A 12,102-nucleotide genomic window follows, 5' to 3' on the forward strand; every position below is an offset into this window, starting at 1 on the left:
GCGGTCGACATTAACTATGGTAAAGGAGAAGCGTATGTTTCGTTGGGGCATTATATTTCTGGTTATCGCGTTAATTGCCGCCGCTCTGGGATTTGGTGGACTGGCCGGTACGGCAGCGGGCGCGGCGAAAATTGTCTTCGTCGTCGGGATTATTCTCTTCCTGGTCAGCCTGTTTACAGGGCGTAAGCGGCCCTAGCGCGTAAAGCGTACAACGATTTTGCTGTCAAGCCAGTCCAGTGGACTGGCTTTTTCGGTTTTAGCCGCCGTCTATTTGCGTTATTTTGGCACATTACGTAATAAGAAACAGGAAGGCAGAGGTGGGGCAGCGTATACCCGTCACGCTCGGCAATATTGCGCCGTTGTCATTAAGAAGGTTCAAACCGGGTCGCCTGGCGTTGGTCTGCGAGGGCGGCGGGCAGCGTGGCATCTTTACCGCAGGTGTACTGGACGAGTTCATGCGCGCGCAGTTTAATCCGTTCGATCTCTATTACGGCACCTCGGCGGGGGCGCAAAACCTGTCGGCCTATCTGTGCAACCAGCCCGGCTACGGGCGCAAAGTCATCATGCGCTATACCACCAGACGGGAATTCTTTGACCCGGTACGCTTCGTGCGCGGCGGGAATCTGATCGATCTCGACTGGCTGGTGGCATCTACGGCCAGTCAGATGCCGTTACAGATGGATACCGCCTCGCGCCTGTTCGAAACCGGGAAATCGTTTTACATGTGCGCCTGTCGGGGTGATGACTACACACCGTACTATTTCTCTCCCAATACGCAAAACTGGCTCGATCTGATCCGGGCGTCCAGCGCGATCCCTGGGTTCTATCGTAGCGGCGTATCGCTGGAGGGGATCAATTACCTGGATGGTGGGATCAGCGATGCCATTCCGGTGCGTGAGGCCGTGAAGCAGGGGGCGAAAACGCTGGTGGTGATTCGGACGGTGCCTTCGCAAATGTATTACACTCCGCAGTGGTTCAAGCGGATGGAGCGCTGGCTGGGCGAAAGCAGCCTGCAGCCGCTGCTCAATCTGGTTCAACACCACGAAGCCAGCTATACGGAAATTCAGCGATTCATTGAAAAACCGCCGGGCAAGCTGAAGATCTTTGAAATCTACCCGCCGAAGCCGCTAAAAAGTATGGCGCTGGGAAGCCGGATTCCGGCATTGCGGGAAGATTATAAAACCGGGCGGCTGTGTGGGCGCTACTTCCTGGCGACCGTGGGAAAACTACTGGCAGCGGAACCGCCGTTATCACGCCATCTGCCGCAAATCGTCACGCCGACGCCAGTGGTGGTTCCACCAGCACCGGTGGTCAACGATACCCATGCTGCGGTGGTGAGCGATGCGCCGCAGGCTAACGATACGACATTCAGCAATGAGGATCTGGCGTGAGTTTTCGCTTTATCGATACCCACTGTCACTTTGATTTTCCGCCTTTTACCGGGGATGAAACCCACAGCCTGCAACTCGCGGGTGAGGCGGGCATTGAGAAGATCATCATTCCGGCCACCGCAGCGGAAAACTTTGCCTGCGTGCAGGCGCTGGCGGAACGCTTTTCGCCTCTCTATGCCGCGCTCGGTTTACATCCGATTGTGATTGAACAGCATACGGAAGAGCATCTCGAACGGCTGCGACAGGCGCTGGAACAGCGTCCGGCAAAGGTGGTCGCTGTTGGTGAGATAGGCCTGGATCGGTATCGCGACGATCCGCAATTTGCGAAGCAGGAGCGGTTTCTGCAAGCGCAATTGACGCTGGCAAAACGGTTCGATCTTCCGGTGATCCTCCATTCCCGGCGCACGCATGACACGCTGGCGATGCATCTTAAACGTCATGATTTACCGCGTACGGGTGTGGTGCATGGATTCGCCGGCAGCCTGCAACAGGCCGAACGCTTTGTACAACTGGGATACAAAATCGGCGTCGGTGGCACGATAACCTATCCGCGCGCCAGTAAAACCCGTGACGTGATGGCACGATTGCCGCTGGAGGCGCTGCTGCTGGAGACCGACGCGCCGGATATGCCGTTGAATGGTTTTCAGGGGCAGCCAAATCGTCCGGAACAGGCGGCGAGAGTGTTCGATGTGTTATGCGAACTGCGCCCGGAACCCGCAGAGGCGATCGCTGAGACGCTGTATCGCAATACGACAGCATTATTTACTCTAGAGATATAGTGCAGGGAAGATAAGCTCAGTCACGCCGCGTTCCCGTAATGCCTGCGCCAGCGTCTCCACCTCTTGTGGCGTCGCGCTCGGCCAGGATTTTGCCTCACCGTATACCCCGTGCGCATGAAAGGCATTCAGTCGTAGCGGGACATTTCCCAGTTGTCCGATGAATGCGGCGAGTGAATCAATGTGCTGCAGATAATCCACCTGCCCGGGGATGACCAGCAGGCGCAGTTCTGCCAGCTTTCCTCGCTGCGCCAACAGCGTAATACTGCGCTTGATCTGCGCGTTATCCCGACCGGTGAGTGCGATGTGGCGCTCACTATCCCAGGCTTTGAGATCGAGCATCACGCCATCGCAAACCGGTAGCAGTTTCTGCCAGCCGGTTTCGCTCAACAGCCCATTGCTGTCGACCAGACAAGTCAGCGACCGGAGCTGCGGGTCGGCCTTAATCGCCGTAAACAAATCCACAACGAAAGGCAACTGCGTTGTGGCTTCGCCGCCGCTGACGGTGACTCCCTCAATGAACAATGATGCTTTGCGGATCTGGCGCAACACCTCGTCCACGCTCATTGTTTGCGCCATCGGCGTTGCCTGCTGCGGGCACATCTGCAAACAGGTATCACACTGCTCGCACACGTCAGCCTGCCAGATAACTTTCCCTGTACTGAAACTCAACGCCTGATGCGGGCACTGTGGAACGCATTCGCCGCAGTCGTTGCAGCGTCCCATCGTCCACGGGTTATGGCAATTCTTACAGCGCAGATTGCACCCTTGCAGAAAGAGGGCCAGACGACTGCCCGGCCCGTCCACGCAGGAGAACGGGATAACCTTACTGACTGAAGCGCATCTGCTGTTCATGACTGACGACACGAGGTTGGCGTTCCAGAATATGCGTATTGCGTGCGGCCTCTTCCCCCAGCCAGGTGGTATTGGTCCGCGAGCCTTCGGCGCGGTATTTTTCCAGATCCGACAGGCGCACCATGTACCCGGTAACGCGGACCAGATCGTTGCCGCTGACGTTGGCGGTAAACTCGCGCATTCCCGCTTTGAACGCGCCCAGACAGAGTTGCACCAGCGCCTGCGGGTTACGCTTGATGGTCTCATCGAGCGTCAGAATGTCGCTGATACCGGACTGATAATACGCATGGTGCGGTGCGACGGTTTGCAGGTGGGTGATCGGATCCGGTTCATCGCCATAGGGCAAACGTGCGCCCGGCGTAGTACCAATATCTGAACTGATCCCTGACTGGGCATGCAGCATTGCGCGCTGCTGCCAGCCATATTTCACCGGCGTGTTCTCGACAAAATCCGCAAGCTGGGCGCTGATGCGATAGCCCAGATCGTTCGCCGTCTCATCTTTGCCGTAGCGCGCATTCATACCCGCTTTTTCGCACAACAGGTTAACCGCCTCCGCCAGGCCGTACATACCGAACATCGGCACAAAACGTTGTGGATCGATCAGACCTTCCTGCACCAGGAAGCTATTCTCAAAGAAATGTGATTTTTCATAGAGGAACTCACATCGCGCATCGATGATGGCAATTTGCTGCTGACAATAGTACGGCAGTGTGCGGTTAAAGAAGTCATAGACAGAAGTGCTGCGCTCGGCAATGGCTTTCAGATTGAGACGAACCAGCGTGCTGCCGCCACCGGCAAGCGGCAGAGAGTTGTAACAGCTGACGATACCATAGTGACCTTTTGTGAAAATTTTATCATTTACCGGCCCATTGGAAATATGCGGCTTGCTGCATTCACAGATGTTTTTTGCCACTTCCAGCAGCAGATCATCAGGGGTGATCTCCGGGTCGTAGATGAACGTCAGATTAGGCGCAACCTGCTTTAACTCTGCATCGGCGCGTAAAATAGCCCGGGTGATGGAAGTATCTGCCGGGCCAATGTTGGCGTGCATAAAAGCGTCAGGCAGCGTTCTGTCGAGATACCGCCAGAAACGTTTTATTCGAATATCAATCGCTTCTTGTGTTAGAATTTTCACATATGGTTGCAGCAGCGTATCCAGTTGCCCCAGGTAAACCGGCATCGATGTGACGGAAGGCACGTGGTGATACAGAATGGTCAACAGAGACAGTGCATCGTCCAGATCTTTCGCCCCTTCCAGTTCCAGCCAGGCTGAACCGTTGGCCAGAAAACGCGCGTAATCGGGAAGCACATAGCGCGGTTTATACGGTGCGTGACCTTCGAACATATCGCAGATAACCCCGTCGTCCAGCGCCTGGCGCGCCCCGGCGGGCAGTGAAGGGTAAGGCAGGTTGTTCTCTGCTTCCAGCGCGAGAAAATGACGTTTCTGTTCCGGACTGAGGAGTGAGCTGGTGACGATTTGCTGGCAACGTTGTTGCAGCGCGGTTTCATGGGTCGTAGGCATCGTAATTCCTTTATAGGCCGAAGATCATAACGTCATTGTAGAAAGATGTGCTGTCAGCACTTTGATCCTGATGCGCCTGAGTGGAGAAGAAATCGACAGAAAAGGACTATTTTTTGAAGTTGATCTCATTACAGCAATGCAAATTTGTACGTAGTTTTCATTAACTGTGATGTATATCGAAGTGTAACGGTGAGTCGATGTTAGAATACTAACAGACTCGCAAGGTGAGAATTTTATACGGCGACGCCGTTGGAGAATGTTATGAGCGATTTAACTGCAAGCAGCCTGCGCGCACTGAAACTGATGGACCTGACCACCCTGAATGACGACGACACCAATGAAAAAGTGATCGCCCTGTGTCATCAGGCGAAAACTCCGGTTGGCAACACGGCAGCAGTCTGCATCTATCCGCGTTTTATCCCGATTGCGCGTAAAACGCTGAAAGAGCAGGGCACCCCGGATATCCGTATTGCGACGGTGACTAACTTCCCGCATGGCAACGACGATATTGAGATCGCGCTGGCGGAAACCCGCGCGGCGATTGCTTACGGGGCGGATGAAGTGGACGTGGTCTTCCCGTACCGTGCGCTGATGGCTGGTAACGAGCAGGTCGGCTTCGATCTGGTGAAAGCCTGTAAAGACGCGTGCGCGGCGGCAAACGTGCTGCTGAAAGTGATCATCGAAACCGGTGAGCTGAAAGAAGAGCAGCTTATTCGTAAGGCCTCTGAAATCTCTATCAAAGCAGGTGCGGATTTCATTAAAACCTCTACCGGTAAGGTACCCGTAAACGCCACGCCGGAAAGTGCTCGCATCATGATGGAAGTGATCCGCGATATGGGTGTATCCAAAACTGTGGGCTTCAAACCTGCGGGCGGCGTGCGTACCGCAGAAGATGCTCAGCAGTTCCTGGCTATCGCTGATGAACTGTTCGGCGCGGACTGGGCGGATTCTCGTCACTATCGCTTTGGGGCATCCAGTCTGCTGGCAAGCCTGCTGAAAGCGCTGGGTCACGGCGATGGTAAGAGCGCAAGCAGCTACTAAATTTGAATTGCCCATCGTAGGCCGGATAAGGCGTTAGCCGCTATCCGGCATCAATACGACTCGCCGGGGAGCACATGGCTTACCCGGCCCTAATCGGGAGGTTATCGTGTTTCTCGCACAAGAAATTATTCGTAAAAAACGTGATGGTCATGCGTTGAGCGATGAAGAAATTCGTTTCTTTATCAATGGTATTCGTGACAATACCATTTCAGAAGGGCAGATCGCCGCCCTGGCGATGACCATTTTCTTCCACGATATGACGATGCCAGAACGCGTTTCGCTGACCATGGCAATGCGGGATTCAGGAACCGTCCTGGACTGGAAGAGCCTGAATCTGAACGGCCCGATCGTGGATAAACACTCCACCGGCGGTGTGGGCGACGTGACGTCGCTGATGCTCGGCCCAATGGTCGCAGCCTGTGGCGGCTACATTCCGATGATTTCAGGTCGCGGGCTGGGTCATACCGGCGGTACGCTCGATAAACTGGAAGCTATTCCGGGATTCGACATCTTCCCGGACGACAACCGTTTCCGCGAAATCATTAAGGACGTGGGTGTGGCGATCATCGGGCAAACCAGCTCGCTCGCACCGGCGGACAAACGTTTTTATGCCACCCGCGATATTACTGCAACGGTGGATTCCATTCCGCTTATCACCGGCTCCATTCTGGCGAAAAAACTGGCGGAAGGGCTGGATGCGCTGGTTATGGATGTGAAAGTCGGCAGCGGCGCGTTTATGCCGACCTATGAGCTCTCTGAAGCGCTGGCGGAAGCGATTGTGGGCGTGGCGAACGGTGCTGGCGTGCGCACCACCGCGCTGCTGACCGACATGAACCAGGTACTGGCGTCCAGCGCGGGTAACGCGGTGGAAGTACGCGAAGCGGTGCAGTTCCTGACCGGCGAATACCGCAACCCACGCCTGTTCGATGTGACGATGGCGCTGTGTGTTGAAATGCTGATCTCCGGCAATCTGGCGAAAGACGACGCTGACGCGCGGGCGAAATTGCAGGCGGTGCTGGATAACGGTAAAGCCGCTGAGATCTTTGGCCGGATGGTTGCCGCCCAGAAAGGCCCGACCGACTTCGTGGAGAACTACGCGAAATACCTGCCGACGGCAATGCTCAGTAAAGCGGTTTACGCTGATAGCGAAGGGTTCGTCAGCGCGATGGATACGCGTGCGCTGGGTATGGCGGTGGTGTCGATGGGCGGCGGTCGTCGCCAGGCGTCGGATACCATTGATTACAGCGTCGGCTTTACCGATATGGCGCGTCTTGGCGACAGCGTAGACGGGCAGCGTCCGCTGGCGGTGATCCACGCGAAAGATGAAGCCAGCTGGCAGGACGCGGCGAAAGCCGTCAAAGCGGCAATTATCCTTGACGATAAAGCGCCTGAAAGCACACCAACGGTCTATCGTCGTATCACCGAATAGCTATATACTGATCTGATCGCTTTTTTGCAGCGCAGATGAATGGAGAACAAGATGAAACGTGCATTTATTATGGTGCTGGACTCCTTTGGTATTGGTGCGACGGAAGACGCAGATCGCTTTGGCGACGTCGGTTCCGACACCATGGGGCATATCGCTGAAGCCTGTGCCAAAGGCGAGGCTGACAAAGGGCGTAAAGGCCCACTGAATCTGCCAAACCTGACCCGCCTGGGTCTGGTGAAAGCGCATGAAGGGTCTACCGGTAAAATCGCAGCCGGTATGGACGCTAACGCACAAGTGATTGGTGCATACGCCTGGGCGCATGAGCTCTCTTCCGGTAAAGATACGCCGTCTGGCCACTGGGAAATCGCCGGTGTGCCGGTTCTGTTTGACTGGGGCTATTTCAGCGACCACGAAAACAGCTTCCCGCAGGAACTGCTGGATAAACTGGTCAAACGTGCGAACCTGCCGGGCTATCTCGGTAACTGCCACTCTTCCGGTACGGTGATTCTGGACCAGTTGGGCGAAGAGCATATGAAAACCGGCAAACCGATTTTCTATACCTCCGCGGATTCCGTGTTCCAGATTGCCTGCCATGAAGAGACGTTTGGCCTGGATAAACTTTACGAGCTGTGCGAGATCGCCCGTGAAGAGCTGACCGAAGGCGGTTACAACATCGGTCGCGTCATCGCGCGTCCGTTCATTGGCGACAAAGCGGGTAACTTCCAGCGTACCGGCAACCGTCACGATCTGGCCGTTGAACCGCCAGCGCCTACCGTGTTGCAGAAACTGGTTGATGAGAAAGACGGCCACGTAGTTTCCGTCGGTAAAATCGCGGACATCTACGCCAACTGCGGCATCACTAAAAAAGTGAAAGCCACCGGCCTGGACGCGCTGTTTGACGCCACTATTAAAGAGATGAAAGAAGCGGGTGACAAGACGATTGTCTTCACTAACTTCGTTGACTTCGACTCCTCCTGGGGCCACCGCCGTGATATCGCCGGTTATGCGGCCGGTCTGGAATTGTTCGACCGCCGTCTGCCGGAGCTGATGGAGCTGGTGGGTGAAGATGACATTCTGATCCTGACCGCTGACCATGGCTGCGATCCGAGCTGGACCGGTACCGATCACACCCGTGAACACATTCCGGTGCTGGTGTACGGCCCGAAAGTAAAACCGGGCTCGTTAGGCCACCGCGAAACTTTTGCGGATATTGGTCAGACTCTCGCTTCGTACTTTGGCACGTCGCCAATGGAATACGGTAAAAACATGCTGTAATACCCGTTGTCTTTCGCGCTGTAGATGCGTTGACTTCATTCGCTCACCCCGGTCACATAGTTAATCTATGCTCCCGGGGATTCACGAATTCGTCGCCTTCCTACAACGCGAAATCCTTAGGGTATTTGAATACGTTTTGTAGGCCTGATAAGGCATAGCCGGCATCAGGCAAAAACAACAATACAAAAGGAACTGAAGATGGCAACTCCTCACATTAATGCAGAAATGGGTGATTTCGCTGACGTCGTTTTGATGCCGGGCGACCCGCTGCGCGCAAAACACATTGCGGAAACTTTCCTTGAAGATGTACGCGAAGTAAACAACGTTCGCGGCATGTTAGGTTTCACCGGGACTTACAAAGGCCGTAAGATCTCCGTCATGGGTCACGGTATGGGTATCCCGTCCTGCTCCATCTACACCAAAGAGCTGATCACCGATTTCGGCGTGAAGAAAATCATTCGCGTAGGGTCCTGTGGTGCTGTGCGTCCGGACGTAAAACTGCGTGACGTGGTAATTGGTATGGGTGCCTGCACCGATTCCAAAGTGAACCGCATTCGTTTCAAAGACCATGATTTTGCCGCGATTGCTGATTTCGGCATGGTACGTGACGCGGTTGACGCGGCAAAAGCACTGGGTGTGGACGCACGCGTTGGCAACCTGTTCTCTGCGGATCTGTTCTACTCTCCGGACGGCGAAATGTTCGACGTGATGGAAAAATACGGCATCCTGGGCGTGGAAATGGAAGCGGCGGGTATCTACGGCGTGGCGGCAGAATTTGGCGCGAAAGCACTGACTATCTGCACCGTGTCTGACCACATCCGTACGCACGAGCAGACGACGGCGGCTGAACGTCAAACCACGTTCAACGACATGATTAAAATCGCGCTGGAATCCGTTCTGCTGGGCGATAAAGCGTAAGACCTGGTGTGCCGGGGGGAGGCTTCGCCTCACCCGGCCTACGGTTTTCCAGGCCCGCTGAGCAGTGCCAGCGGGCTTTTTATTAGCGCACCGCCTGTGCAATCCACGCTGACAATTCCCGCAACTCTTTTTCCTGCTCCGGAAAATCCCTCGTCAAAGATTCGCACTCCTGCTGTACGACACTGGCACGATACAGGCAGCCCTCAAGACGTGCGGCCAGCGCTTCTAGCGGTGCCGGATTGAGACTGTCCGTAAACACCTGCGCACGGGTGATATGCCCTTTCTCAACGTCAAAGTGCAGTTCGACTCCTCCCCAGGTAAAACGTTCATCCAGCAGATGCGAGAAGGCCGGTGCCTGCCCGAAGTTCCACTCCCAACTGCTCTGGCGGGCGAAGGTTTCGACAAAGTTCGGCAGATCGGGCGTGTTGTCCGGGGAGATCACCTCCGCTTCAACGCGTTCGCCGTAGTGGGCAAAAAAGGCCTCGGTTACCGCCGCACACACCTGGTCATGGGTGATGCCCGGCAACAGTTCGGTGAGATTCGCCACGCGCGAGCGTACAGAGGTAATGCCTTTGGCCGCCAGTTTCTTTTTGTCTGGATTCAGGTAGTTTGCCAGTCGGCTGAGATCGGCGTTCAACAATAGTGTGCCGTGATGAAAACCGCGATCTTTGGTTTCGCGGTAGGCTGAGCCAGAAACCTTACGGTCGCCATCCGCCGTTTTCACCACCAGATCGTTACGTCCTGAGGCTTCAGCCGTCACGCCCAGTGCGTTAAGCGCATTCAGGACAATTGACGTCGAGATGGTCTTATCGTATTCCGGCTTCCCGGCCATAAAGGTGAAACAGGTATTGCCGAGATCGTGGAAGACCGCGCCACCGCCGCTGCTGCGGCGCGCCAGGCGCACGTTGTCCTCTTCCATCCGCCGCGTATTGCACTCTTTCCACGGGTTTTGCGCACGCCCAATGACGACCGTATCGGCATTGCGCCACAAAAACAGCACTCGCTGAGTGGCGGGCATCTGACGGAAAATACACTCTTCGACCGCCAGGTTAAACCAGGGGTCATAAGAGTCAGAAATAAGCAGGCGAAGTGTCGACATGTCAGTTTTCCTTTCCTGTAACGAATGACTCTTTTTTCTCGCTCTCTTCCTCTTCCGGCACCGACTTGTTGGCGGTGAGCAGGAAGGGCGATTGCTGCCAGCGGGTTCGTTTACCCTGCAGCAGAGTGCGGGTCAGCACCACGCCGATGGCCAGTGAAAGCAGCAGCATCAGGCGTAAAATGTTAGTAGTGTTGTCCACCTGCCGAGCTTCAGTGGCTAAGGTATGCGTATCCAGCGTCAGGCGAAGATAGCCCAGTGGGCCATTTTTCCCCTGGATGGGTTCAACAATCTGCTGGTTGAAGTAGCCGCCGGCTTTTTTACCGTCCAGCGCCAGACGGTCGCGCACATTTACGCTTTCGCCTGCGCGGGCAATCATATCGCCTTGTTCATCATAAACGCCGGCATCAAGTATGCGGCTTTCCTTCGTTAACTGCTGCAGAATCGTCTTGATGCGTTTTTCGTCAGGCGTTTCGGTACGCATCAGCGGCGCGATGTTCAGCGTGACCTGGTGCGCCAGCGTGCGCGCCAACTCTTCAAGCTGCGGATTACGCTGTCTCTGGTGATTTTGACTGAACCAGGAGGCGCCCTGCATGAGCGCAACAAGCAGTGCGAGACAGAACAATACAATCACTGCACGATGAAGTCGGAATTTCAGTTTTGCGCGAGCCATATTCCACCTGCTGAAAATTTGAGGCTTAATGTTGCCAGAAGCGATGGTTACAGGGTAGCCTCATGCGTTATTTTCCCCGTGAACCTTCCCGGCCCGAACGATTTTACAGGAGCTTTAATGCCTAACATTACCTGGTGCGATTTGCCTGAAGATGTCTCTTTATGGCCAGGTTTGCCCCTTTCTTTGAGTGGTGACGAGGTGATGCCACTGGATTACCACGCTGGACGTAGCGGCTGGCTGTTGTACGGACGCGGGCTGGATAAACAACGTCTGACTCAGTACCAGAGCAAACTGGGCGCGGCGATGGTGATTGTCGCGGCGTGGTGTGTCGAGGACTATCAGGTCATTCGCCTTGCCGGTTCGCTCACGCCTCGCGCGACGAAACTGGCGCATGATGCGCAATTAGACGTTGCGCCGCTGGGGAAAATCCCGCATTTGCGTACTCCTGGCCTGTTGGTGATGGACATGGACTCCACCGCGATTCAGATCGAGTGCATTGATGAGATCGCCAAACTGGCCGGTACCGGCGAAAGGGTCGCGGAAGTGACCGAACGGGCGATGCGCGGCGAACTCGACTTCACCGCCAGCCTGCGCAGTCGTGTGGCGACGCTGAAAGGCGCGGATGCCAATATTTTGCATCAGGTACGTGAAAGTCTGCCGCTGATGCCAGGCCTGACGCAACTGGTGCTGAAGCTGGAAACACTAGGCTGGAAGGTGGCAATCGCCTCCGGCGGCTTTACCTTCTTTGCCGAATATCTGCGTGAGAAACTGCGGCTAACGGCGGCAGTGGCGAATGAACTGGAGATCATGGACGGTAAATTTACCGGCAACGTGATTGGCGATATCGTCGATGCGCAGTATAAGGCCAAAACGCTGACCCGACTGGCGCAGGAATATGAAATCCCGATCGCGCAGACCGTGGCGATTGGCGATGGCGCCAACGATCTGCCGATGATCAAAACGGCGGGGCTGGGGATTGCGTACCATGCCAAGCCGAAAGTGAATGAAAAGACGGAGATTACTATCCGTCACGCTGACCTGATGGGGGTGTTCTGCATTCTCTCCGGCAGCATGAACCAGAAATAATTGAGATACCGGCTGGTATTAAGGTGTAGGCCGGGTAAGG

General features: G+C 55.4%; 12 protein-coding genes. 8 read left to right on the top strand and 4 right to left on the bottom strand.

Annotation, left to right across the window (positions count from 1 at the left end; all coding sequences use genetic code 11):
• Nucleotides 1-34: 34 nt before the first annotated feature.
• From C2U53_RS13805 to C2U53_RS13815, 3 genes are all read left to right on the top strand, one after another.
• On the top strand, nt 35-196 hold the full coding sequence (locus tag C2U53_RS13805) for a DUF1328 domain-containing protein (protein WP_003019081.1): 162 nt from the start codon (nt 35-37) through the stop codon (nt 194-196).
• Between the two features lie 121 nt (nt 197-317).
• Nucleotides 318-1,391, top strand: coding sequence for a patatin family protein (locus C2U53_RS13810; RefSeq protein WP_104446018.1), 1,074 nt, complete (start codon nt 318-320; stop codon nt 1,389-1,391).
• Complete coding sequence (locus C2U53_RS13815; protein ID WP_104446019.1) at nt 1,388-2,170, top strand: metal-dependent hydrolase; 783 nt, start codon at nt 1,388-1,390, stop codon at nt 2,168-2,170. The genes C2U53_RS13810 and C2U53_RS13815 overlap by 4 nt, the downstream gene beginning before the upstream one ends.
• On the opposite strand, the gene C2U53_RS13820 is transcribed toward C2U53_RS13815, so the two are convergent.
• Together C2U53_RS13820 and C2U53_RS13825 are read right to left on the bottom strand one after the other, a co-directional pair.
• Nucleotides 2,159-3,022, bottom strand: coding sequence for a YjjW family glycine radical enzyme activase (locus tag C2U53_RS13820; RefSeq protein ID WP_104446020.1), 864 nt, complete (start codon nt 3,020-3,022; stop codon nt 2,159-2,161). The two genes, C2U53_RS13815 and C2U53_RS13820, sit on opposite strands and share 12 nt — an antisense overlap.
• Nucleotides 2,994-4,544: a YjjI family glycine radical enzyme gene (locus tag C2U53_RS13825; RefSeq protein ID WP_104446021.1), complete on the bottom strand. Its 1,551-nt coding sequence runs from the start codon at nt 4,542-4,544 to the stop codon at nt 2,994-2,996. The genes C2U53_RS13820 and C2U53_RS13825 overlap by 29 nt, the downstream gene beginning before the upstream one ends.
• A 261-nt stretch (nt 4,545-4,805) precedes the next feature.
• On the opposite strand from C2U53_RS13825, the gene deoC reads away from it, so the two are divergent.
• The 4 genes from deoC (at nt 4,806) to deoD (ending at nt 9,207) form a co-directional block, all read left to right on the top strand.
• Nucleotides 4,806-5,585 (top strand): deoxyribose-phosphate aldolase, encoded by a 780-nt coding sequence (gene deoC / locus C2U53_RS13830; protein ID WP_044253966.1) that lies wholly within the window; start codon nt 4,806-4,808, stop codon nt 5,583-5,585.
• Between the two features lie 106 nt (nt 5,586-5,691).
• Nucleotides 5,692-7,014 (top strand): thymidine phosphorylase, encoded by a 1,323-nt coding sequence (gene deoA / locus C2U53_RS13835; RefSeq protein ID WP_042999341.1) that lies wholly within the window; start codon nt 5,692-5,694, stop codon nt 7,012-7,014.
• Between the two features lie 51 nt (nt 7,015-7,065).
• Complete coding sequence (gene deoB, locus C2U53_RS13840; RefSeq protein ID WP_042999342.1) at nt 7,066-8,289, top strand: phosphopentomutase; 1,224 nt, start codon at nt 7,066-7,068, stop codon at nt 8,287-8,289.
• Nucleotides 8,290-8,487: 198 nt separating this feature from the next.
• Nucleotides 8,488-9,207 (top strand): purine-nucleoside phosphorylase, encoded by a 720-nt coding sequence (deoD, locus tag C2U53_RS13845; RefSeq protein ID WP_042999343.1) that lies wholly within the window; start codon nt 8,488-8,490, stop codon nt 9,205-9,207.
• A gap of 82 nt (nt 9,208-9,289) precedes the next feature.
• Here deoD and lplA read toward each other — a convergent pair whose 3' ends face one another.
• Nucleotides 9,290-10,306, bottom strand: coding sequence for a lipoate--protein ligase LplA (gene lplA, locus C2U53_RS13850; RefSeq protein WP_104446022.1), 1,017 nt, complete (start codon nt 10,304-10,306; stop codon nt 9,290-9,292).
• 1 nt (nt 10,307) lies between these two features.
• Complete coding sequence (locus C2U53_RS13855; protein ID WP_042999344.1) at nt 10,308-10,976, bottom strand: YtjB family periplasmic protein; 669 nt, start codon at nt 10,974-10,976, stop codon at nt 10,308-10,310.
• A gap of 117 nt (nt 10,977-11,093) precedes the next feature.
• Between C2U53_RS13855 and serB the strand changes: the two genes are divergently transcribed.
• The gene (gene serB / locus C2U53_RS13860; RefSeq protein ID WP_042999345.1) at nt 11,094-12,062 is read left to right on the top strand and encodes a phosphoserine phosphatase; all 969 of its coding nucleotides are present in this window, start codon (nt 11,094-11,096) and stop codon (nt 12,060-12,062) included.
• Nucleotides 12,063-12,102: the final 40 nt, after the last annotated feature.

Origin of the sequence: Citrobacter sp. CFNIH10 (assembly GCF_002934585.1) — a bacterium.
GTDB lineage: Bacteria > Pseudomonadota > Gammaproteobacteria > Enterobacterales > Enterobacteriaceae > Citrobacter_A > Citrobacter_A amalonaticus.